19 protein-coding genes are annotated in these 23522 nt (G+C 42.8%); 3 read left to right on the top strand and 16 right to left on the bottom strand.

Annotated features, from left to right (window positions below; all coding sequences use genetic code 11):
- Window positions 1-28 precede the first annotated feature (28 nt).
- The 12 genes from ACT3QN_RS12075 to ACT3QN_RS12020 all read right to left on the bottom strand — a co-directional run bounded on the left by ACT3QN_RS12075 (window position 29) and on the right by ACT3QN_RS12020 (window position 12131).
- Entirely contained in the window at window positions 29-754 is a 726-nt protein-coding gene (locus tag ACT3QN_RS12075; protein WP_444523319.1) for an ABC transporter ATP-binding protein, read from the bottom strand.
- Window positions 751-1584, bottom strand: coding sequence for an arylesterase (locus tag ACT3QN_RS12070; RefSeq protein WP_444523320.1), 834 nt, complete (start codon window positions 1582-1584; stop codon window positions 751-753). Before ACT3QN_RS12070 ends, ACT3QN_RS12075 begins: the two co-directional genes overlap by 4 nt.
- Window positions 1585-1734: 150 nt before the next feature.
- The gene (locus tag ACT3QN_RS12065; RefSeq protein WP_444523321.1) at window positions 1735-2967 is read right to left on the bottom strand and encodes an MFS transporter; all 1233 of its coding nucleotides are present in this window, start codon (window positions 2965-2967) and stop codon (window positions 1735-1737) included.
- Window positions 2968-3337: 370 nt separating this feature from the next.
- On the bottom strand, window positions 3338-3583 hold the full coding sequence (gene nqrM / locus ACT3QN_RS12060) for a (Na+)-NQR maturation NqrM (RefSeq protein WP_057762175.1): 246 nt from the start codon (window positions 3581-3583) through the stop codon (window positions 3338-3340).
- Between the two features lie 186 nt (window positions 3584-3769).
- On the bottom strand, window positions 3770-4873 hold the full coding sequence (locus ACT3QN_RS12055) for an FAD:protein FMN transferase (RefSeq protein ID WP_444523322.1): 1104 nt from the start codon (window positions 4871-4873) through the stop codon (window positions 3770-3772).
- Between the two features lie 162 nt (window positions 4874-5035).
- On the bottom strand, window positions 5036-5836 hold the full coding sequence (locus ACT3QN_RS12050) for an SDR family NAD(P)-dependent oxidoreductase (protein WP_444523323.1): 801 nt from the start codon (window positions 5834-5836) through the stop codon (window positions 5036-5038).
- Between the two features lie 179 nt (window positions 5837-6015).
- Entirely contained in the window at window positions 6016-7251 is a 1236-nt protein-coding gene (nqrF, locus tag ACT3QN_RS12045) for an NADH:ubiquinone reductase (Na(+)-transporting) subunit F (RefSeq protein WP_102078341.1), read from the bottom strand.
- 122 nt (window positions 7252-7373) lie between these two features.
- Complete coding sequence (nqrE, locus tag ACT3QN_RS12040; RefSeq protein WP_011281361.1) at window positions 7374-7982, bottom strand: NADH:ubiquinone reductase (Na(+)-transporting) subunit E; 609 nt, start codon at window positions 7980-7982, stop codon at window positions 7374-7376.
- Window positions 7982-8653, bottom strand: coding sequence for an NADH:ubiquinone reductase (Na(+)-transporting) subunit D (locus ACT3QN_RS12035; protein WP_444520089.1), 672 nt, complete (start codon window positions 8651-8653; stop codon window positions 7982-7984). Before ACT3QN_RS12035 ends, nqrE begins: the two co-directional genes overlap by 1 nt.
- A 1-nt stretch (window position 8654) precedes the next feature.
- Entirely contained in the window at window positions 8655-9557 is a 903-nt protein-coding gene (locus ACT3QN_RS12030; RefSeq protein ID WP_444523324.1) for a Na(+)-translocating NADH-quinone reductase subunit C, read from the bottom strand.
- Entirely contained in the window at window positions 9538-10773 is a 1236-nt protein-coding gene (locus ACT3QN_RS12025; RefSeq protein WP_057762164.1) for an NADH:ubiquinone reductase (Na(+)-transporting) subunit B, read from the bottom strand. Before ACT3QN_RS12025 ends, ACT3QN_RS12030 begins: the two co-directional genes overlap by 20 nt.
- Window positions 10774-10778: 5 nt before the next feature.
- Entirely contained in the window at window positions 10779-12131 is a 1353-nt protein-coding gene (locus ACT3QN_RS12020; RefSeq protein WP_444523325.1) for a Na(+)-translocating NADH-quinone reductase subunit A, read from the bottom strand.
- 1094 nt (window positions 12132-13225) lie between these two features.
- Between ACT3QN_RS12020 and hisA the strand changes: the two genes are divergently transcribed.
- The 3 genes from hisA to ACT3QN_RS12005 all read left to right on the top strand — a co-directional run bounded on the left by hisA (window position 13226) and on the right by ACT3QN_RS12005 (window position 16070).
- On the top strand, window positions 13226-13963 hold the full coding sequence (gene hisA, locus ACT3QN_RS12015; protein WP_444520092.1) for a 1-(5-phosphoribosyl)-5-[(5-phosphoribosylamino)methylideneamino]imidazole-4-carboxamide isomerase: 738 nt from the start codon (window positions 13226-13228) through the stop codon (window positions 13961-13963).
- A gap of 79 nt (window positions 13964-14042) precedes the next feature.
- Window positions 14043-15707, top strand: a complete 1665-nt coding sequence (locus ACT3QN_RS12010) for a mechanosensitive ion channel domain-containing protein (protein ID WP_444523326.1) — start codon at window positions 14043-14045, stop codon at window positions 15705-15707.
- An 81-nt stretch (window positions 15708-15788) separates the two neighbouring features.
- Window positions 15789-16070 carry a hypothetical protein gene (locus tag ACT3QN_RS12005; protein ID WP_444523327.1) on the top strand — a complete coding sequence of 94 codons (282 nt, stop codon included), beginning with the start codon at window positions 15789-15791 and terminating at the stop codon, window positions 16068-16070.
- A 116-nt stretch (window positions 16071-16186) separates the two neighbouring features.
- Here ACT3QN_RS12005 and rnr read toward each other — a convergent pair whose 3' ends face one another.
- From rnr to thrS, 4 genes are all read right to left on the bottom strand, one after another.
- Window positions 16187-18463 (bottom strand): ribonuclease R, encoded by a 2277-nt coding sequence (gene rnr, locus ACT3QN_RS12000; protein ID WP_444523328.1) that lies wholly within the window; start codon window positions 18461-18463, stop codon window positions 16187-16189.
- Between the two features lie 139 nt (window positions 18464-18602).
- The gene (locus ACT3QN_RS11995) at window positions 18603-19847 is read right to left on the bottom strand and encodes a toxic anion resistance protein (protein WP_444523329.1); all 1245 of its coding nucleotides are present in this window, start codon (window positions 19845-19847) and stop codon (window positions 18603-18605) included.
- Between the two features lie 388 nt (window positions 19848-20235).
- On the bottom strand, window positions 20236-20739 hold the full coding sequence (gene infC / locus ACT3QN_RS11990; RefSeq protein WP_057762155.1) for a translation initiation factor IF-3: 504 nt from the start codon (window positions 20737-20739) through the stop codon (window positions 20236-20238).
- 23 nt (window positions 20740-20762) lie between these two features.
- The gene (gene thrS / locus ACT3QN_RS11985; RefSeq protein ID WP_444523330.1) at window positions 20763-22697 is read right to left on the bottom strand and encodes a threonine--tRNA ligase; all 1935 of its coding nucleotides are present in this window, start codon (window positions 22695-22697) and stop codon (window positions 20763-20765) included.
- Between the last annotated feature and the right edge of the window lie 825 nt (window positions 22698-23522).

The following is a 23522-nucleotide window of genomic DNA, read 5'->3' as shown; positions in this document are numbered from 1 at the left end:
GGTGCTACCATTGGTGTCTATAGAAGGTTTATCCATTAGCAGCTGATCCATCTATGATGCCATCATGCATCGTAATGACGCGGTCTGCCATGTCAGCTAATGCAGGGTCATGGGTCACGACCACCAATGCCGAGCCAACTTTTTGTCTTAAATCCAACAACAGCTGCATCACTTGGTCGGCGTTTTGCTCATCCAAGTTGCCTGTAGGTTCATCAGCGAATACGATTTTTGGATGCGACACCAATGCGCGAGCGACAGCAGTACGTTGCTGCTCACCGCCAGATAATTGGTTGGGCAAACTGTCTCGTCTGTGACCGAGTCCAACAGCGTCGATTAACTCATCGACTCGTGCAGGGTTTGGCTGCCGTGCGATATCAAGTGGAAATGCAATATTTTCAGCTACCGTTAAGGTTGGCAATAGGTGAAATGACTGAAACACAAAGCCCATGTCACGCTGACGGATAGCTGCTAGTGCGTCTTCATCAAGGCTACTGAGCATTTGACCTGCCAGCTCGACAGTGCCATTGTCTGGGTAATCTAATGCCGCTAATAGTCCTAATAAGGTCGATTTACCAGAGCCAGATTTGCCCATGATGACCACAAACTCGCCTGCATTAATATAAACGTTCACATCTTTAATGATGGATAATGTTTGTTCACCGACTTGCACAGTTTTGTTTAAATGCGTGGCGGTCAATAAGGCTTTTTCTGTTGTGCTAGGCGGCGCTGTATCAGCTGAATTTGATGAGGTCATTTCGTGGTCTCAGTTGACGCGTTAGTAGTTGTTGACGCTGTTGCATCAGCGGTATTGCTGGCTTGCAGCTTTTTAAGCTCAGGCTTTAAGATAGGTAGGATATTGTCATTGACGATAATCGTATAACCATCTTTGGTCGGGTGAATGGCATCTGCTTGGTTGAGATCAGGATCACCGCCCACACCTTCTAAAAAGAAAGGAATAAGAGGGACATTCATATCTTCTGCCACACGAGGGTAGATGTCTGAAAACGCGGAAACATAGTCATTGCCTAGATTGTCATAGATCGACATGCCGCCCAAGATGACCTCACTGCCATTATCTTGCAGACGCTTAACTGCAGTACGGATATTCTCCTCAATGGTCGCTACATCTAGGCCACGCATGGCATCATTGGCACCAATCGTCAAGATAGTAATATCAGGTTCAGTTTGCGCCACCCAATCCAAGCGATTGACCAAACCAGTGCTGGTTTCACCACTCAAGCCTGAGTTGATGACCTTGGCATTGGTATAGCCGAGCTCTTTTAGGCTGGCTTCTAACTGCGCAGGGTAGTTGGCGTCACCATCGACTCCTAGCCCTTCAGTCAGTGAGTCACCAAGCGCCAATATCGTCAGTGGCGAATTGATCTGTTGTTCAGTTGACGATGCAGCTTCAGTTGCTACTGGCGCAGTGCTGGTTTGGCTGTTGATCGTTTCAGTATTGGTACTCTGCGTATCATTAGCAGCGGTAGTTTCAGCCTCTTTTTGGCAGCCACTGATAGCTATGACAGCTGTAAGTGTGACAATAGCAGGCAAGCGCTGAGCAAAATGAGTAGGAATTTTTATCATGAGTGTTGTGTCCTATGTGCAATCAAGCCAGTGTAGCAAAATAAGACAGCGACCAATATTGCCCTAAGGTTAATTTAAGACCGCTTTATTGCGCTTTAGCAATCATAGTCTTGTAGACAGCAAAGGCTAATTGCAAAAGACTGCTTCAACTCAAATAGTTTTGCCATCGACCATCACTGGACGACTAACAAGCCAAGCAATCACTACGTTGGCAATCATCAGTATCAGCAGGATAAAAAGTGGCATACTCCAGCTATCTGTCATTTCATGCAGCCAGCCTGTACCTAACGGTCCAAAAAACGCAATGACATAACCGACTGCTTGAGCCATACCTGACAGCTCACTTGCTTGATTGGTCGTATAGGTGCGCATAGAGAACAACATCATACAAAGGGTAAAAATTGCCGCACAGCCCATGCCCATCATGCCCGACCATAGCCACGCTAAGTCAGTTGAGAGGTAACTGACGCCCAATATACCAACGACATTTAGCACAGCGGCAAACACTGCTAGCGCTTGAATAGGACGACCGCGATTGACCAGCCACGTTAGGCTTAAAATAGAAATAGGCGCCATAAACTGGAACACGGCATTCATTTGCCCTGCACTGACAGCCGATAACCCTTTGCTAACCCAAATTGACGGTAAAAAACTGGCGATGGTGTAAAACAGCAAAGACTGTAATCCCATAAAAATAGCTATCTGCCACGCAAAGGTGGTTCGCCACATGGAGATTTCAGAAGCGTCTAATGCAGCAGGGATAACTGCTTGATGGTTAGATGAACCCAAACGAACCCGCAAGAATAGCCAAATTACAAAAGCAAAAATACTTAAAATCGTCCAACCACCCAAAGCCCACTGCCAACCTACCTGTTCAGATAATGGGAGTACCACACCTGCGACAATACCTGCTGCTATGGTCATCGTGAGACTTAACAGACCAGTAATCAGCGGAATATGTTGCGGGGTACGCTGTTTGATAACAGGCGCTGCTAACGTATTAGCGAAGCCGATGGCGAGGGTAAGCAACAAGGTACCAATGAGAAACCCACCCCATGTCGGGATAGCAGTACGAATAACCATCCCTACCGTCAACAGCCCAATCATGGCAATCAGCGTATTCTCTAGCCCGAACCGCTTACCAATTGCTGGAGAAATCAAAGCGCCAATGGCAAAGCTCAGCATAGGAATAGCCCCTAACCAACCTATCTGGAACTCAGAGATATCAAGCGCGTCTTTGACCACTGGGGCAATAGAACCTAGCGCGACAATAGGTGCACGCATATTGATGGCTAGCAGAACCATGGCACACAGCACCAACCAAAAGGTAAAGCGTGACGAGGGTAGACCAGATGTAGAAGATAGATTGGACGAGGTAGACATAGCAGCACAACGATAACAGCGGAAAAGAACACGTTATTCATCAGCGCTAAAAAATAGCCGCTTATAAAATAACACCAGAGAGCATTTACCCAGACGGTAAACCATATCGTAAATCAGACCGAAAAATATGTGTAGCGCGTAAGACATACAATTTGCTGAACTGACTTTGATAAGTTGGTAGGCAGGTTAGTCAAAATGTAGGTGTGGTTACTTCGAATTACTGCCTTAGAGCAGTGATAATAAGAGATTGCGATAATAGGAAGTTTTATCGAACAACAAAAATAGCGCCAAGTCACTTTTGGATGACTTGACGCTATTATAAGAACATATGTTAAGTAAATGCTACCAGCATATGGTAACTAATAGTCTTTTAAACTGATTTACCCAATTGAGCAGCTCTTAAGGCATTCTCTTGTTGCTCAGCAATCAATGAATCGCACTTATTGGGATCATTGCCACAAAACGAGCAATTTTCATCGCCCATCAATTTGGCAACACCGCCACAAGATCCTCTAAGCGGCTTTTTTTTGACCATATAACCGACGCCCATAAAAATGAAGAATAGGACAAACACGGTGAAGGTAATGGCAAGCATAGGAAGCAGTTGGCTAAGCATAGAGGAAACCTCGTTTTTAAAAGTAGGGCAGTCATTAGTAGTGCTACTTGAGTTAACGACAGTTAAGCACCTTTAATAACAACTGTATAATAGTATAACAAATTTTAGTGCAACTCGTTATGCGTTAACGTATTCTCTTGTTTCACATCTATCACTCACCAGTAACTTTAAAGCCTTAGAATATGATTAAAGCTTTTTGTCAGCACGTAAAGCTTGCATCGCTGGGGTCTGTACCACTTGCCAGTCGTCAATGTTGTCATTAGGTGTTTCGTTAGAGCCGCTTTCCTCTATATCATCAGCTAGTACGACGAACATGGCTGCTAGATTTTGCGTTTTAGCAACGTCTAGCGCTTTTTGGTAAGGCATTGCGGTAAGAGCGGTTGCCCATGCATCCGCCAACGCAACAGAATCTGCGGCGACAGTGACTGAAGGGGCGCCGCCTGCAATAGGGTTGCCCGTTGTCGGATCAATAGTATGGCTATAGCGTTTGCCGTCGAATATGACAGAGTTTCGATAGTTGCCAGAGGTGGCTAAATGCATTTGGCTTGCTGTATTTCTTGGTTGGCGAATAGCAGATATGGTTTGACGCTCGCTGACAGTGCTGCCTTCAATAGGGGCGTCAATAGCAATTTGCCATGGCTGCTGCTGATTATTCACACCAGAAGTGGCAATTTCACCGCCAATCTCAACCATATAATTACGAATCTGATAATCATCTCTCAGTACGTCAGCGATGACATCGACACCATAACCTTTGGCAACAGCAGAAAAATCTAAACCAACGCCGTCTTTGGTTTTGTAGATAGTATTGTCTTTTTTTATAATGCTCTCAAAATCTACCAGTGCTTCGGCTTGTGCAATCTCAACGGCGGTCGGTGGACTTTGCAGACGCTCAACAGTCATGGTGCTTCCAAAGCCCCAGGTATTTACTAATGGCATAACGGTAGGATCAAAAGCGCCGCCAGATTGTTGATAAACAGTTTGTGACACATCTAACACGCGACTAAAATCAGCATCGATAGTAATAGGTTTGTCTTTGCCCAAACGATTGAATGTAGATATCGTTGAGTCGTTTTGATAAGTCGACATACTATCGTTAATTTGTTTTAAGCGTTCGTCTACCGCAGCTTGTATGGCAGCTTCGTCTGCATCATCAGGCAACTGATAGCTAATATGATAGCTCGTCCCCATCGTCTCACCGATCAGATAATTATAGTCCGGGGTTTGCTGGCAAGCACTAAGACCTAAAATACTGGCAAGACCAACGACGCTTACTAAGGTAAGGTGCATAGTTCTTTTGGAGGTTGAGCTGGATATTGTGTTTTTCATAATATTTTCGGTATGGCGTAGAAATGAGTAGGGTGTAAAACAAGCCACGCTCATTTTACACCCCTTAAACCCCAAAATACCAACGAACGCACTATTCAGCGACAATTCGTTCGGTTGAGCGGCTTATTTCACTTCTGACTCACGTATGAGCTTATAGAGTTTTGGTGGAGAGATGCGGTTGACCCGCGTGGCCAGCTTTTCTTTGCGCCCAGCGACGATGATATATTCCTCTCCTTTGGTAAGCGCCTTAACAACTTGTTTAGCAAATTCAGTTGTAGTCAAGCCGTTATTAGTCGCTTCATCCATCGTACCCTGTGCGCTACCGTCGCCAGTCAACGCATTAATAGAGACATTGGTCTGGATAAACCCTGGGAATATCGTAGCTACTTCTATGCCTTGGTCATGTAGCTCAGCCCGCAAACTATTTGCCCACATATGCAGCGCTGCCTTGGCTGCCCCATAAGCACCGCGATATTGTGTGCCTAATAAACCTGCCACACTTGAAACCATCACTACTTTGCCACCGCCTTGTGCAATCATATCAGGCAACACCAACCTAGTAAGACGCGTCTGGGCAAAGTAATCTATTTCCATGAGTTGGCGTTCAACTTCTTCAGCCGTGTCCATGATAAGTGAGCGTTGACTGATGCCAGCATTATTGATGAGCCAATCGATTTTTCCAGTCTGAGCTTTAGCAGTAGCGTAGGCTTCTTTGGTTTGATTGGCATCAGCAATATCAAAAGGAATGACAATATGTTTGTTAGTACGTTTGCAGCTATTTTTAACCACCTCTAACTTATCGCTGTCACGTCCACTTAGAATAATTCTAGCGCCGCGCTTGGCGAACGCAACGGCTAATGCTTGTCCAATACCGCTAGAAGCACCTGTAATCCAAATGGTCAGATCTTTGTATTTCGTTTTCATAAGAGTCCTTTCTCAATTTTTAGATAGTCCATGATATAGGATAATAAAGCGACTCTACTAGCTAGATTTGTAGCCTTTAAAGCCACCACCACTAGGTGTAGAAATCGCACAAAAAAAGAGCCTCAATTGAGACTCTCTTTTTTATTCTTAGATTTGTTGTGTCAGATTAATCTTCTAACTTAACCACCGAAATCATCAAGCATGATGTTTTCGTCTTCCACGCCCATGCTGTGTAGCATGTCGATTACGGCAGCGTTCATCATCGGTGGCCCACACATGTAGTATTCACAATCTTCTGGGTTTGGATGATCTTTCAGATAGTTTTCGAGCAATACGTTGTGGATAAAGCCTGTTGGACCTTCCCAGTTATCTTCTGGTAGTGGGTCAGACAGTGCAACATGCCACTCAAAGTTATCGAACTCTTCTTCTAGCTGATCATAGTCTTCAACGTAGAACATCTCACGGATAGAACGAGCACCATACCAGAAGCTAATCTTACGATCAGTATTCAGGCGTTTGAGCTGATCAAAGATATGTGAGCGCATTGGGGCCATACCAGCACCACCACCGACAAAGATCATTTCAGCTTCGGTCTTCTTGGCAAAGAATTCACCATAAGGACCTGAAACCGTTACTTTGTCACCAGGTACTAAGCTAAATACCCATGAAGACATTTTGCCTGGTGGGATACCGTCAGGACCACGTGGTGGTGGACTTGCGATACGAATATTAAATTTGATGAGGCCTTTCTCTTCAGGATAGTTAGCCATTGAGTAAGCACGGATAACTGGCTCATCAACTTTTGAAACATAGTTGAAGATGCCGAATTTTTCCCAGTCTTCTCTATACTCTTCATCAACCACAAAGTCTTTGTAGTGTACTTCATGCGGTGGCGCTTCCAACTGTACATAACCACCAGCGCGGAAGTTTACTTCTTCGCCTTCTGGAATTTTTAGTACCAGCTCTTTAATGAAGGTAGCAACGTTATCGTTAGAGATAACTTCACATTCCCATTTTTGTACATCAAAGAACTCAGGATCAATCTCAATTTTCATGTCTTGCTTAACAGCTACCTGACAAGCCAAGCGCATGTGATTGCGAATTTCACCTTGAGTAAAATAGCCTTCTTCGGTGGGCAAAATAGAACCACCACCTTCAATAACGCGGCAACGACACTGCGCACAAGTACCACCACCACCACAAGCTGAAGATAAAAATATACCTTCGCCCGCTAGCGTTTGTAGTAGTTTGCCGCCAGCTGGTGTCACCACATCATTATCGGGATTATCATTAATATGGATAGTGACATCGCCTGAACTGACCAGTCTTGAGCGCGCCGCCAAAATAATAGCGACGAGGCCCATGATGATCAAGGTAAACATAGCAACGCCACCAATCGCCGTAGCGTAATCCATGGTAGGTATCCTTAATCTATGGGGTAGGGGTGTGGGGGCATAATCTATGCTGTACCCAAACCTCTACCGAATAAATGAATTAAATAAGTCAAATAGCTAATGAAAGCTTTGAGCTTAGCGGTTTAGATGGACATACCACCGAACGACATAAAGCCGAGCGACATAAGACCAACCGTGATAAAAGTAATACCAAGACCACGCAGCGGAGCTGGAATGTCTGAGTATTTTAGCTTTTCACGGATACCCGCCAATGCTGTAATAGCAAGTGCCCAACCGAAGCCTGCACCCACACCATAGACAACAGATTCACCAAAGTTATAATCACGCTCAACCATAAATAGTACACCACCCAAGATGGCACAGTTTACGGTGATTAGTGGTAAGAATACCCCAAGTGCGTTATATAGACTCGGTACAAACTTGTCCAAGAACATTTCTAGGATCTGTACGGTGGCTGCAATCAAACCGATATAACTTAGCAATCCTAAGAAGCTCAAGTCGATATCAGGGAAACCTGCCCATGCCAGCGCACCATCTTTTAGAATGAACTGGAATAGTAAGTTGTTTAGTGGAACGGTAATTGCCATCACGACAACAACCGCAACACCTAGACCAATCGCTGTAGAGACTTTTTTGGATACGGCCAAAAAAGTACACATGCCTAAGAAGTAGGCAAGCGCCATGTTCTCAATAAAGACTGAGGTTATAAATAAACTAACATAATGTCCCATTAGTGACCGCCTCCATGTGCCATGCCTTTAGACTGCGGCTTCATTACAAACTCAGCTTCTTCAACTTGTTCTGGCTTCCAGATACGGACGATAGCGATGAACAAACCAATGATAAAGAACGCTGAAGGTGGTAATAGTAATAGACCGTTTGGTATGTACCAACCGCCATCAGTGACTGGCTGCAAGATAGTCATACCGAACCAAGTGCCAGCACCCAATAGTTCACGGATAGTTGCAACGAATAGCAGTACTGCTGAGTAACCAAGACCGTTACCAATACCATCTAAAAAGCTTGGGATTGGTGGATTGCTCATAGCAAATGCTTCAGCACGGCCCATAACGATACAGTTAGTGATGATCAGACCAACGAAGACAGATAGACCTTTACTGACGTCATAAGCGACTGCTTTTAGTACCTGATCAACCAAGATAACCAACGAAGCAATAATTGTCATCTGTACGATGATACGAATGCTTGATGGAATCTGTTTACGGATGATCGAGATAAAGAAGCTTGAAAATGCCGTTACCAAGGTCAATGCCACACACATGACCATAGCGTTAGCCATGCTGGTGGTGACAGCCAATGCCGAACAGATACCAAGGATCTGTAGGGCAATAGGGTTATTATCAAAGATAGGCGTGGTTAAAATGCTTTTAGTGTCAGCCATGTTATGCCTCCTTGCCGTTTGCTACTGGTAGCTTGGCTGCCAATTCGGTTTCAGGTTGAGCTGCCGGCTTTGGTTGATTTGCTTGTGTGTCTGCATCTTCAACCGTTTGGCCACTCTTTTCACGTAGCGTGTCTAAATAAGGCTTATAACCTTGCTCGCCTAACCAAAATTGAATCATGTTGCTAACGCCGCGGCTAGTCAATGTTGCACCGCTGATGCCATCAACCCAGTTCTCTTTTGGATTACCAGCTTTGGTTACACCAGTGGCAACGTTGCCATTCTCGTCATAAGACTCGATACCGCTCCACTTTGCACGCCATTCTGGCTCTTCAATGCGAGCACCAAGACCCGGGGTTTCTTTATGCTCGTAGAAACTGATACCTTTGATGGTATTCATATCACTTTCGAGCGTTAAGAAACCATAGATAGTACCCCATAGACCGTAGCCTTGAATTGGTAATACAACCGTTTCTGGCTGACCTGCGTCATCGCTTTTGACATAGACTTTGGCATATTTTGGTTTACGACCAATACCAGCAGGATCGTTGTCACCCAAGTCTTCACTTAATGCTTGGTTTTTCGTCGCTTGACTGGCGTCATAAGCATTACGATCAGGAATACCTGCCTCTGCTAGTGTCGCATCATCGACATAACTACCTTCGTTTAAGTCAATAATTTCTACGTCAAAATCTTTGAATCGTTCAGCGACATCATCTGCAGTATCAGATTCAGCATCGTATAGATCAGCAGCAACCAAGATATTCTTGTTACGGTCTAGACGTGCATTTTCAATTTGTGCAGGCTTTAGACCAACAGCCACTGCTGAGACCAATACTGAACACACCAAGCATAGCGTCAAAGCCACACTGATGGTTTTCGCGTTATTACTTTTGGGCTTGGACATAGCGAACCCTCCGAGCGGTTTGGCGTTTAATATTTGCTTGAGTCACAAAGTAATCAAACAATGGAGCAAATAAGTTGGCGAATAGAATGGCCAGCATGATGCCTTCTGGGAAAGCAGGGTTGATGACGCGAATCAATACAGTCATAAAACCAATTAGGATACCGTAAGCCCAGCGACCTTTGTTTGTATGTGCAGCTGATACTGGATCAGTTGCCATAAATACAGCACCGAAAGCGAAGCCACCAATAACTAAGTGCCAGTAGAACGGCAAGCTCATCATCATGTTGTCTTCAGAGCCAATCATGTTGAATACAAGCGAGGTGGCAATCAGACCGACCACACAACCTGCCATAATGCGCCAAGAAGCAATACGCGTCCATAGCAACACTGCCGCACCCATAAGGATAGCGAGTGTCGATACTTCACCGATACTACCTTGCATGTTACCTAAGAATGCATCACTCCAAGTAATCGCATTACCATAGACATCAACGAAATCCTGAGGAACCACACCAAGAGCTGCAAGGCCAAGTGGTGTCGCGCCTGAGAAACCGTCTACTGCCGTCCATACTGAGTCACCAGACATATAGGCTGGATAAGCAAAGTATAGGAATGCACGACCCGATAGGGCAGGGTTAAGGAAGTTTTTACCCGTACCACCGAACACTTCTTTTGCAACGACTACACCGAAGATAATACCTAAGGCAACTTGCCATAAAGGAATATCAGGTGGTAGACATAATGCAAATAGAACTGAAGTTACAAAGAAACCCTCGTTAACTTCGTGTCCGCGGACAACAGCAAAGATAATCTCACAGAGAATACCTACTGCAAACGTCACGATATAAATAGGTAAAAACTGCATCGCACCATAAACAAAGCTTGCCCAAATACTATCTGGGTTATAGCCTGCCATGCTAGTGATCACAGTACGCCAGCCTTCAGGCTGCAAGCCAAGCTGAGCGATAGCGGTTAGTGCTTGATGACCGATGTTGTACATACCCCAAAACATCGCTGGGAAGGTACATAGCCATACGGTAATCATAATACGTTTTAAGTCAATGCCGTCACGTACATGCGATGACGCATAGGTAGTTGAGCTTGGTTGACGTAAGAACGTATCAAACATCTCAAAAATAGCGTAGTACTTTTCGTGTTTGCCGCCTTTGGTGAAAGATGGCTCCATACGATCGAACATATTGTGTAAAAATTTCATCGTGGTTAGCCCTCCAGCTCAATGCGCGTTAAGTTATCACGCAAAATATCACCGAATTCATATTTGCCAGGAGATACAAAGGTGCATAGTGCCAAATCTTCTTCGTCCAGTTCAAGCACACCCAAATCTACTGCGCTAATGATGTCTTCAACAATCAATGCACGTAATAATTGAGTTGGTAGGTAATCTTGTGGCATGACTTCTTCATAGACACCGATTGGTACCATGGCTCGTGGTGAGCCGTTACTTGTGGTGGTAAAGTTGTATTTTTTGCCACCAAAAAACTGCGAGATGTAGATAGGCAGTTTTGAGAAGCGGTTTTTACCTGGAGAAAAGAAGTGGAATGCGGGACGCTCACGGCCTTCAGTCAATACGCTGATCTGATTGTGAAAACGACCAATATATGCGATGTTTTCAAACACTTTGCGACCAGACAGTACTGAACCTGAAATGATACGGTTCTCGCCAGCAGCCAACTTACCTTTGGTTAATGCAGTAATATCAGCACCACGTTCAGTCATAACCAAATGCGGGTTAGTGACAGCAGGTCCTGCCAAGCTCACCATGCGGCGCGTATATAGACGACCTGTCGTAAACAATTTACCGATTGCGATCACGTCTTGATAACCAATCGTCCATACGGTCACACCGCGGCTGATAGGATGCAAGAAATGAATGTGCGTACCAGCAAGACCAGCTGGATGCTTACCAGCAAAACCATGATACTCAGTGACGTTATTCGCTGCAGTTTTCGCAACTGGCGTCAGTTGGGTATCGCCATGATGGCATACAAAGGTCTTTGGACTAAGCGTAGATAATACAGCAAGTCCATCATTGAACGCTTGTAGCTGCTCATTGATCACAAGCATTGGGTCAGCGGCGAGTGGATTGGTATCCATCGCTGTGACAAAGATGGCATGTGGACGAGCGCCGATTTCAGGTGCGCGGCTATAAGGACGCGTACGGAACGCTGTCCATTCGCCAGAGGCAATCAGTTGGGTTTCAACGACTTCAGAGTCTAGGTCAGCAAGCTGCTGTGAGTCATAGCGCTCAAAGTCTACTTCTTCACCATTTGGGTCGACCGCAATCACAAGACTCTCAAACACTCGACGTTCGCCACGTTTAACAGCGACGACCTTACCGGCAGCAGGGGCAGTGTAGATCACGCCAACACGTTTTTTGTCTTCAAAAACGGGCTGACCTTTGGCTACAATGTCACCTTCTTTGACATTCATAGTGGGCTTCATACCCACATAATCATAGCCAACAAGTGCTACATGTGTCGGTTGGTGCTCAGATATCTCGCGGGAGGGTTCACCAGTGATGGGCAAATCCAAACCTTTTTTGATGGTAATCATAAGCGAAAACTTAGTCCATAGTCTAAAACGATACCAGACGTCCTGTTTGGTATATCGATAGCATGAACATTTGTATCACTCAATAAAGCCTTCAATCGTCTATTTCTTTTATAGCAAAATAGGGATGAAAGCTCTGTGAAAACAATACATGATCATAACTACTAGTAAGAGTATTAACGCTGACCTTAGACTCCTTAACAACACGTTAACGTCTTATTCGAATTACCAAAGTGGCGACTGGCTACCAAGGTGTATGCTAAAACCGTTTCGTCAAAAACAATCGCTACAGCGCATGGCTAAAAGAGATTGGTTTGAGTAAAATGGCTTTATCACACGTTTCATTGAAATTTAAAACTTGTAACACCAGTATGTTTGACCGTCTCTCGTTCACTAATACCGTTTAAAGATATTCAATATAATAAGAGTGTGACCAAATAACGATCTATTAAGGTAGATGATATACTGATTAAGAGACAAACTAGCTAAGCAATTGATAAGCAAACATCACTTATTACAAGCTGCTATAGTTTTAATCGTAACGGTTTTAATATAGTTAGCTAGTGATAGGGACTTGCAAGACATCTAATTGAGGTTAAATACCGCAGAATCGATGGTTTAGAGACTATTGGTTGAGATTTTTCAGATAGCCCTTTTTAGCAATTTCTTAGCCAATATTTTATTGGTCTATTGAGCGATTGCTCGATCCATCCTGATCACCATGTTGTATTAGTGAGTCGTAACAACTCAACAAAAAGCGTAACACATGGTTACTATCACATAGAAACAAATAAAAATTTACCTAGGATTATACGCTAAATTGACCTAAAATTGCCAGTCAGTAATACAATTTAACGATTGTTGGTAGTAATTCTATTTACTAAAACTTATGGTTATGATTTTCTAGTTTCTGTTTTTTTTATTTGTATTCAAACAGATTGCTAACCTGGCAATGTCTTGGTTTTCGATCTGTCTATGATTTATGCTACTTTCAAGCAACATGTTCTCTCGTTATTTGATTCTTCGATGACGTTTCATTCTCAAAATTTTAATTTACTAACTTTATTGCCAATCTTGTGCTTTATAAGGAATGCTATATGTGTGCTGTGCCTGTCATTATCCCAGCTATTGATTTAAAAGATGGCAAGTGTGTACGTTTAAAACAAGGCCGTATGGAAGATGATACGGTGTTCTCTGATGATCCAGTTGCCATGGCAGCGCGTTGGGTAGATGAAGGCGCGCGTCGCTTACATTTGGTTGATTTGAATGGTGCTTTTGATGGCGTACCAGTACATAGACAAGTGGTCAATGACATCACTAAAGCCTATCCGAACTTGCCAATTCAGCTAGGTGGCGGTGTACGTAATATGAACACTATCGAGCAGTATATTACTGCAGGTTTGACATATATCATTATCGGTACAAAAGCCGTCGAAGATCCTGATTTTGTCGCCGAGGCTTGCCGTGAATTTGCAGGGCATATCATCGTTGGTATCGATGCCAAAGACGGTATGGTAGCCACTCATGGCTGGGCAAACGTGACTGATACCAAAGCGACCGAGCTTGCCAAGCGTTTTGCCGATGTAGGCGTGTCATCAATTGTTTATACGGATATCGCTCGTGACGGTATGATGCAAGGTGTCAACGTTGAGCAAACTGTTAACTTGGCGCGTGAAGGCGGTTTACCTGTGATTGCATCAGGTGGCGTTACCGATATAAAAGATATTGAGCTGTTAAAGCCGTATGGTGATTGTATTGAAGGTATCATCACTGGCCGAGCTATCTATGAAGGTACGCTGAACTTGAGCGAAGCGCAGCTTTACTTAGATAATTAAAGGTAGATAGTCAAAGTCAGACAGCTAATTATCAGCAACCAGCTAAGCGAGAAAGAATCTTAAAAAACAAAGGATGCTTATGGCCACTTATATTGACCGTCCAATAGTACGCAGTTCTATAAAAGCGTGGGGTCAAATGATGTTGCTAATAAGTATCCTTTTTGCTTTTTCAGCGCATGCTGCCGATGAAGAAACTTCTGGCATTGCAGCAGCGTTAGGTTTAGAGACGGCTGAAGGTGTAGACACAACAGAGGAAAGCGTATCTAACGATAATTCTGCTACATCAGAAAATGAGATATCAACAGGGGAGATTGCAGAACCTGACAGCTCATTGCCAACGTCTGCCCCACCGCCAGTAATCAGTGGCGAAAGCACTAACAATGCTCAAATCGAAACCACACCTACACCGCAGAAAGACAATGACATCCGTCAACGTATCAGCAGTATCTTCTCTGAAATCGAAGGCCTACAAGCTGTCAATATTAGTGTTACCCAAGGGGTCGTTACCCTAACGGGAGAGACGGCTAACGAAAGAAAAGCACAGCAAGCAATTAATTTAACCAACCGTATAACAGATGTCGTCACTGTAGAAGACAGAATTAATCGCACGCTTGATGTTCAAGAGAATGTCTCAACGGTCTATCAAGGTCTAAAGGCGCAAGTGATCAATCTTGTGAAAGCGCTACCGCTACTATTGGTTGGTTTTGTCATATTTGGTTTGGTCGCATGGTTTGGCAGTTGGTTATCTAATCGCAAAAAGATGTGGCAACGTCTGACGCCCAATCCATTTGTCGCTGAGCTATTGTCACAAACGGTCAAAGTCATTTTTATTATTTTTGGTCTTATTCTAGGACTAAGTCTGATAGGCGCAGAGACTATTTTAGGTACATTGCTTGGCGGGGCAGGTGTTATTGGTATTGCGGTTGGTTTCGCAGTCAAAGATACGATCGAAAATTACATTGCCTCATTAATGCTGAGTATTCGCCAACCTTTTCGCGCCCGCGATCATATTGTGATTAATGGGCAGGAGGGCATTGTGGTTCGTTTGACCTCGCGCGCGACGATACTGATGACATTAGATGGCAATCAACTACGTATTCCTAATTCTGAAGTTTTTAAAGGTACAATCCTAAATTATACCAAAAACCCTGAGCGGCGATTTACTTTTGAATTGGGCGTTGATGCCAATGATGATCCATTAGCAGCGATTAAAGTAGGATTAGATGCGATACATACGCTAACGTTTGTTTTAGATGAGCCTAAGGCAATTGCTATCATTACTAATGTGGGTGATTCTAATATTGTTTTGGAGTTTCAGATTTGGGTAGATCAATCAGAAACCGACTTTGCTAAAGCCCGCAGTATCGCTATTCGTGAAACCAAACATGCACTAGAAAATGAAGGCTTTAGCTTACCTGAACCGATCTATCGTCTACGCTTTAACAATAAGTTAGAGAAAGCTTTTGAACACATACGAGGTAGTGCAGATAACACTCAATCTGATCTAACCGTTACCCCAACTACTCCTGAATCTGCTGAAAACAATCAGAATGAAAACAATCAGTCGGATGACCAAGATAAAAAGCAGGCAAAGGCTCGAGCTAAGACTATTTTACAAGGTCGCAGCGCCAATGATGTACTCGATGCCCGTCCTGACGATAAGCTGATGGAAAAGGTTGAACAAGAAATTGCTCAAAGCTCAGATGAGACTGATTTATTGAATAATAATAGCCCGCAAGAATAGGTATTAGACGTTAAATAAAATTTAGGCATAAAAAGTGCAACAAAGTCTATATTTGGTGGTTATTCAAATAAGGGACTTTTTATGGAAATGAAACACGTTATTATTTTTGCAGTAATTGGTATCGTAGCGTTGCTTGGCTTCAATATTATTAACGGTAATAGTCACGAACAACACAGAGAGGTTGCAGCCAGTAGCGTAGCCGCTGAACAGACTGAAACTACAATAGTTGCCTCTGAAACAGATATTACTAGCCAGCCACTTAGTCAACAGCCAAAAGCAATCGTAGATAGTGCTACTAGCAAAATTAACCAAGCACAACAAGCTGAGCAAGAGCGTGTCGCTCAATTAGACGATGCACAATAGGCTCAATAAGTAGCTATATCATTGATAGTTGAAAGGTACAAAGCACAAAAAAGGCTAACGAACACGTTAGCCTTTTTATTGTATTATAATATTGGTATGTTGATATCAGTCTACGCTTAACTTTTTTTACTAGACCCTCTGCGATTACTACTTCTTTTCGCAGGGGTTTTTTTAGGCTGCTCTTTTTTAGCAGGCTGTTTTTTGGTCTGGTTCATAGCGCTAGACTGCAGTTTTTCTTTTAGATCAAAATCAATCTGCAACAGGTCCATGTTGACCCCAGCGACTTGTACTTTTACCGAATCGCCAAGCCCGAATAGTGTGCCTTTATCCTTACCGATGAGCTGCTGTTGCTGTTCATCATAGACAAAGAAATCATCGCCAACGTTTGAGATATGGACCAAACCATCGATATATAAGTCAGTTAGCGTCACAAATAGACCAAAGCTAGTAACTGTCGTTACCACGCCTTCGAACTCTTCACCGACATGGTCTTTCATATAGTGACACTTGAGCCAAGACTCTACAAAGCGTGATGCTTTTTCTGCACGGCGTTCTGTATCTGACGTTTGCGTACCAGCACCTTCAAGCGAGAAGTCCATGACTGGCTGCTTGCTATTCGTTACTTGAGCTTTAATACCGCGATGCAGCATGAGATCTGGGTAACGGCGAATAGGTGAAGTAAAGTGGCTATATTCGTCATAGGCCAGACCAAAGTGACCAATATTGTCAGGTGCATAGTTTGCTTGCATCATCGAACGAAGTAGCATGCTATGAATACTAATCGCATCTGGTCTATCTTTGGTCGCTTCGATAATCCGCTGATAATCTGCTTGAGTCGGATTCTCTTCTGGGAATGGTAAGCCAAAGTTTTTCGCATACTCATGAATACGCATCGACTTCTCACCATCAGGCTTATCATGGTTACGATATAAGACTGGTAGCTCATGTTTAAGTGCGAAGTTTGCGGCACAAGTGTTAGCAAGGAGCATACATTCTTCGATAAGCTTTTGAGAGTCACCACGAGTACGCGGTAAAATCGCTTCAATTCCGCCTTTCTCGTTGAACTTAATATACGTTTCAACCGTTTCAAATTCCATTGCATGACGTTCTTCACGTTTCTTGAGCAATAACTCATACAATTGATGTAGCGTATTGATAGATTTTTTAACGTCTTTATTACCAGTCAACGACTTAGGCAAGCGTTTATCAGTTGGATTAACGAAATAATCGTTCACTTGATTATAGGTCAAGCGTGCTTGCGAGTGTATCACTGATGGATAGAACTCATAGCCGGTCACTTTACCTGCGCGCGATATTTTGATATCAGCAACCATGCACAAGCGATCTAGGTCTGGGTTCAGTGAACATAGACCATTGGATAGTACCTCAGGCAACATTGGAATCACGCGATGAGGGAAGTACACAGATGTACCTCGCTCATAAGCATCTTGGTCAAGCGGTGAGTTCGGTGTCACATAATGGCTAACGTCTGCAATCGCAACGACCACGCGATAATTACCGCCTGAACGTTTTTCAGCAAATACAGCATCATCAAAGTCACGTGCATCTTCACCATCGATAGTGACAAGTGGTAGATGACGTAAATCTGTACGACCTTTTATATCTTTCTCAGTTGGTTCTTTATAGTCATCAGCTTGCTTAAGCGCAGCCTCACTAAAATCTGATGGAATATCATAGTTGAGCAGAGTCGTTTCAATAATCAACTCACGATCATTATCATCAGATAGCACTTCAGTGATTTTACCAGTGGCAAATTCATGCTGGTTTGGCCAATCAATGATATCTACTTTAACAGGCGCGCCTTGTTTGACATCAAACGCTTGCACATTGTCATCAGTAACCGTAATCGGTTGATGACTATTTGGACTACCAAGCTCGACGCAGTAGCCGTCTTCATCACGAGCAAGTGTACCAATAAAATTATTTTGACGACGTTCGACAACATCAACGATGCGGCCCTCGGTACGTCCACGATTGTCTGTTGAAGTACCAACAGCTGCTACCGTGTCGCCATTGAATACCCAACGCATTTGTTTTTCATGCAAAAACAAATCTGGCATATCACTTAACACCACAAATCCAAAACCTTTTGGATGTGCAGACACTGTACCTGAAACGATATCTTGCTTGGTCACCGTACGATAACGATAAGGACGACCTTCTCGGTTTACTTGTCCATCACGCGCCATCGCTTTTAGGCGATTGCCCAAAGCATCAAACTGATCAGGATCATCGATGTTAAAGGCTTTTGCCAACTGTTGATGTGTGACTTCACCATGCTCAGCAATCGTGCTGAGTATCAGCTCACGACTAGGGATAGGATTGTCGTATCTTTTTGCCTCACTTGAGGCGTTTGGATCATTCCAACTCATAAATTACCGTATCTATTTTTAAAATTATTAATAGTGGCTATCTTAACACGAACGACGTTGCAATATCTTGCGTCAATTGTCTTATGTGTATCTGATAGCAAAAAGTGGTCAGTTTACTAACGACCGCTATAGAGACAAATCAAATATCGATATCGACATTGCTTGACTGGTTAGTGATTTTTTTACTATCCAGCTCTTTTGAGACTTCTAATACTGTAGTCTGATTTGATTTATCCAAGTATTTTTGTGCTTTATCTACTTCCGTGGTCAAAGTATTGACCGTTTGCTTCATGTTATCTAGCGCTTCAATTTTATAATTACTAATCATATCCATAGTGTCATAAACATTATTGAAGGCATTTTGTAGCTTATCAAGCTCAATGCTACTGCTGGTCGCTTGCTCATGGATTTCACCTGACTGACGCTTGAGCATTGCTGAGGTTGATTCAATCAAACTACTGGTGGTTTTATTTAACGCAGTGATTTGATCTAATACCAATTTTTGATTGGTCATCGCTTGGGCAACAACAACAGCCGTGCGCAGTGCAGATACAGTCGTCGTGGTTGCGCGATCAACACCTTTAATCAGCTCTAAGTTATTACGACGAATGGTATCAAGCGCCAAGTAACCTTGTACATTCACTGCTAACTGAGTTAGAAAGTCCGTGTTTTTTTGACGGACGTAAAACAACATCTCTTCTTTAATGATGCGAGCCTTTTCTGGATCTGTTGCTTCTATTGCGTAAACCTTTTGCTCTAGTTGCTCATCAATCTTTTTGCCAACATAGACATATTGACGAATAGACTGCATCAGCTCCCACATATTGACTTTTTCTTGCTCAATCATTGCATTGTCTTTGAGCAGTTCGTCTTTACCATTATAGAGACTGGTAACAACCGCATTGATATGTGATTGTGCCGACTCATATTGACGGAAATAATCTTGCACTTTGTTACCAAATGGAATAAGACCAAATAGTTTGCGTGAGTTGGTTAGCTCTTTTTTACTTGGATCTAAGTCTTCGACAATACCGCGAAGCTCTGTTAGCGATTTGGCAATAGGGGAGTTGTCAAACAAACTGTCATTCAGACTTTTTGCTGGTAAATCTAACATTCGATTAGATACTTGTGCAGATTCACGAATCTCTTTGGTACCTAAGTTATGGATAGATTGAACGTTTTGACGAAATTCATCGCTATGCACAGAATTAGTAAGTACATGATCAACAAAAGCATCAACCTTGGCATCGAGCTCAGGAATCTGGTTTTCATCCAATTTGACCATCTGATCTGCTTCACTTTTCTGTATTTCTTTCACAGGTTCAGGTGCTGTTAGCGAGATACTAGGAGTTGTGGCGTTTTCTGGCGGCGTCAATTCTTGCATGAAATATCCTCTGATATCGGAGAAAGGAAGTGTTTGTTGTTAACGACTCTAGCAGCCGTGGTAGATATTGTTTTTATACACTTATAAATTGTCTTTGGCTCATATTAGATTTTATAAAACAGTTATTCATTATCGCTAAATGCTGATTAGTAAATATAAAATAGACCTTTAGATTACCGTGTAATCAGAAAGTTGAGAAGGTAGATTTTGTAAAATAGCGTCAGTCAATGATGCTAGGCTATTATGTTTAGTATAGCTATGTTCATTACATCCGTTTTTGAGCCCAAATAATAAAAAACCATCAATATCCCGCAGCATATTGATGGTTAGAGTTATAAACAGCTATATAGATTAATAGCGACCACTCAAAGGAATCCAATAATTCAGATTACTTTTTCTTAGTGGGTCCAAGCAGCATACCCATCTGACGACCTTCCATCTTAGGGTACTGTTCGACATTTGAGATATCAGCCGTATCTTCAATGATACGATCAAGTTGTTTGCGACCGATATCTTGGTGCGCCATTTCACGTCCGCGGAAACGGATGCTGATTTTGACTTTGTCTTGGTCTTCTAAGAAGCTCACGATTTTTCTCAGTTTAACCTGATAATCGGCCTCTTCAGTACTAGGACGGAGCTTCATCTCTTTGAGCTGAGTCTGCTTTTGGTTTTTCTTAGCTTCTTTAGCCTTTTGCTTTTGATCATAAAGGAAATGTTTGTAATCCATGATCTTACATACTGGCGGCTTAGCTTCAGGAACTAATTCAACCAAATCTAGATTTTCATCACGTGCCGCTTTCATCGCGGTTGCGATATCAACCACGCCCATTTGCTCGCCATCTTCTTTGACGAGACGGACTTCTTTGACATTGATATCTTCGTTGATGTTCAAACGGTTGGACTGTTTAATAGGTATTACTCCTCATCTGTTTTTGGGGTCTGTCGGCCTTTTTTACTGACAGCGTTCTGTACTAATGTAATAAATTCAGAAATACTCATGACGCCAAGGTTTTCACCTTCGCGAGTTCGGACGTTAACACTGCCCGATTCAACTTCTTTATCCCCTAATACTAGCATATAGGGAATACGTTCTAATGTTTTCTCTCGTATCTTAAATCCAATCTTTTCGTTACGCAAGTCGCTAATAGCGCGCAAACCTACATTTTTAAGCTCACTAACCACGTTTTCACATGCATCCGCTTGTTTATCAGTAATATTCATGACCACAACTTGCTGCGGTGCTAGCCATACTGGCATCCAACCCGCGTAGTTTTCGATCAAAATACCGATGAAACGCTCAAACGAACCTAAGATTGCACGGTGCAACATAATAGGTACTTCACGGTCATTTTGCTCATTAACAAACTCGGCATCGAGACGATCAGGCATGTTTGGATCAACCTGAATCGTGCCGCACTGCCAAATGCGTCCTAACGAATCTTTTAGACTAAACTCAATCTTTGGTCCGTAGAATGCACCTTCACCAGGTAGGTAATCCCAGTCTAGCCCTGAGCTATCAAGCGCATCTGCTAACGCCTTTTCTGCAAAATCCCAAGACTCATCACTACCAACACGTTTTTCAGGACGAGTAGACAGCTTCATAATGATATTGTCAAAGCCAAAATCTTCATAGACAGCAAGCGTTAGCTTAATAAAGTCAGCAACTTCCTGTTGAATTTGAGCTTGCGTACAGAAGATATGCGCATCATCTTGAGTAAAACCACGTACGCGCATCAAACCATGTAATGAACCTGATGGCTCGTTACGATGACAAGAGCCAAACTCAGCCATACGTAATGGTAAATCACGGTAAGACTTTAGGCCTTGATTGAACACTTGCACATGGCAAGGACAATTCATCGGCTTTACAGCATAATCACGGTTTTCACTAGAAGTCGTGAACATATTGGTTGCATAGTTACCCCAATGTCCCGAACGCTCCCACAGGCTGCGATCGACGATTTGAGGTGTTTTAATCTCTTCGTAACCGTTATCGTATTGTACTTTGCGCATATACTGCTCAAGTACTTGATAAATCGTCCAGCCATTTGCATGCCAGAACACCATGCCTGGCGCTTGCTCTTGCATATGAAATAGGTTCAAGGCTTTACCAATTTTGCGATGGTCACGCTTTTCTGCTTCTTCGATACGCTGTATATAAGCTTTTAGCTGCTTTTTATCTGCCCACGCTGTACCATAAATACGTTGCAGTTGCTCGTTTTTGGCATCGCCGCGCCAGTAAGCACCTGACATTTTGGTTAATTTGAATACTTTCAAAAAGCGTGTATTTGGCACATGCGGGCCACGGCACATATCGACGTATTCTTGATGATGATATAAACCAAACGCTTCTTCGCCTGGCATATCATTAATAAGTTTTAATTTATAGTCTTCATTACGTGACTCAAATATCTCAATCGCCTCGGCACGCGGCGTCATCTTTTTGATAACGTCATAATCCTGCTTGATCAGCGCCATCATGCGCTTTTCGATCGCTTCCATATGCTCAGGCGTAAATGGTGTTTCACTAAAGATATCGTAATAAAAGCCATCATCAATAACAGGACCAATGACCATCTTCACATCGGGATATAACTGCTTAACCGCATGACCTAATAGGTGAGCACATGAGTGACGGATAATATCAACACCGTCATCATCTTTTGGCGTCACGATTTCAACATTGGCATCAGCAACAATAGGATCATGTGCATCTACTAGATGACCATTTACTCGTCCAGCAACTGTCGCCTTAGCGAGTCCTGTCCCAATACTTTGCGCCACTTCCATGACTGTTGTATGACCTTCAAAGTCTTTTACACTACCATCGGGTAAAGTAATCGCTACCATAATCTATTCGCCTATTATTGGGTCCGTTGGCAGTGATGACTGCAACCATCAATCATATAACCGTGAGACCACATCAATTATATCTAATCATCGTGATATGTTGTGAAAGGGACGCATTACCTAGAGTCTTACTATGACTATGTATGCTAGAGCTGATATAGGGCTAAAAGCCGGTTAATTCATAGCATTGTAGCAAAGTTCATTTCGCTATAAGAATAATACAACAGCCAACATATATAAGTAATGCAGTAAAATATCTATTATAGCAAAAACCATCTCTCAACACTACATACCAAGGGATTAAGCGATAACGAGTAATAGGCAAAAGCTATGTTATATAATGAAGGTATTCTTAGATAAGGCACTATATAAGATAAGTCACAATATTGAAGACAGCATGTGAATCCATGCGAATATAAGTAACTTAGCTTCTATATAGTGCTACTTATATAAATATCAACAATTAAAAGTAGGAGTGGCAATTTGATTGGAAAAAGTATCGACAGATTGCATAAAGGAAAGCTCCAATCGTAAGAATGAAACAAAGATTCCTATTATTAAAAGGTAGTGAACTAGGTTATACCTCGCGCTAGTTTTTAAAAGGATAATTAAGATAAAACCATAACCCATTGAAAAAAATAGAAATTTATTCACCTCTCAAAATAAACCTAAAAACATTAATAAAAGCGGTTGACACTGAGTATAAAATCTCTATAATACGCCCTCATCAAGACGGACAGGACAACTTATATGTAGATTACATATAACTAACCCAGTTAACTTGTTGAAACAAATTTTAAAAGAAGCTTGACAGAATATTAAAAG

Source organism: Psychrobacter sp. AOP7-C1-14 (assembly GCF_052376135.1).
Classification (GTDB): Bacteria; Pseudomonadota; Gammaproteobacteria; order Pseudomonadales; family Moraxellaceae; genus Psychrobacter.
Note: the sequence above shows the minus strand (reverse complement) of the source record. Positions and strands in the feature narration are given on the sequence as shown.

Coding starts and splice junctions, on each gene's coding strand:
- ACT3QN_RS12055 (WP_444523322.1), bottom strand. CDS start 4,873: ATGCACCTTACCTTAGTAAGCGTCGTTGGTCTTGCCAGTATTTTAGGT.
- nqrF (WP_102078341.1), bottom strand. CDS start 7,251: ATGGATTACGCTACGGCGATTGGTGGCGTTGCTATGTTTACCTTGATC.
- ACT3QN_RS12075 (WP_444523319.1), bottom strand. CDS start 754: ATGACCTCATCAAATTCAGCTGATACAGCGCCGCCTAGCACAACAGAA.
- ACT3QN_RS12005 (WP_444523327.1), top strand. CDS start 15,789: ATGGAAATGAAACACGTTATTATTTTTGCAGTAATTGGTATCGTAGCG.
- ACT3QN_RS12025 (WP_057762164.1), bottom strand. CDS start 10,773: ATGAAATTTTTACACAATATGTTCGATCGTATGGAGCCATCTTTCACC.
- ACT3QN_RS12030 (WP_444523324.1), bottom strand. CDS start 9,557: ATGTCCAAGCCCAAAAGTAATAACGCGAAAACCATCAGTGTGGCTTTG.
- rnr (WP_444523328.1), bottom strand. CDS start 18,463: ATGAGTTGGAATGATCCAAACGCCTCAAGTGAGGCAAAAAGATACGAC.
- ACT3QN_RS12065 (WP_444523321.1), bottom strand. CDS start 2,967: ATGTCTACCTCGTCCAATCTATCTTCTACATCTGGTCTACCCTCGTCA.
- ACT3QN_RS12020 (WP_444523325.1), bottom strand. CDS start 12,131: ATGATTACCATCAAAAAAGGTTTGGATTTGCCCATCACTGGTGAACCC.
- nqrM (WP_057762175.1), bottom strand. CDS start 3,583: ATGCTTAGCCAACTGCTTCCTATGCTTGCCATTACCTTCACCGTGTTT.
- ACT3QN_RS12050 (WP_444523323.1), bottom strand. CDS start 5,836: ATGAAAACGAAATACAAAGATCTGACCATTTGGATTACAGGTGCTTCT.
- thrS (WP_444523330.1), bottom strand. CDS start 22,697: ATGGTAGCGATTACTTTACCCGATGGTAGTGTAAAAGACTTTGAAGGT.
- ACT3QN_RS11995 (WP_444523329.1), bottom strand. CDS start 19,847: ATGCAAGAATTGACGCCGCCAGAAAACGCCACAACTCCTAGTATCTCG.
- ACT3QN_RS12035 (WP_444520089.1), bottom strand. CDS start 8,653: ATGGCTGACACTAAAAGCATTTTAACCACGCCTATCTTTGATAATAAC.
- nqrE (WP_011281361.1), bottom strand. CDS start 7,982: ATGGGACATTATGTTAGTTTATTTATAACCTCAGTCTTTATTGAGAAC.
- ACT3QN_RS12010 (WP_444523326.1), top strand. CDS start 14,043: ATGGCCACTTATATTGACCGTCCAATAGTACGCAGTTCTATAAAAGCG.
- hisA (WP_444520092.1), top strand. CDS start 13,226: ATGTGTGCTGTGCCTGTCATTATCCCAGCTATTGATTTAAAAGATGGC.
- ACT3QN_RS12070 (WP_444523320.1), bottom strand. CDS start 1,584: ATGATAAAAATTCCTACTCATTTTGCTCAGCGCTTGCCTGCTATTGTC.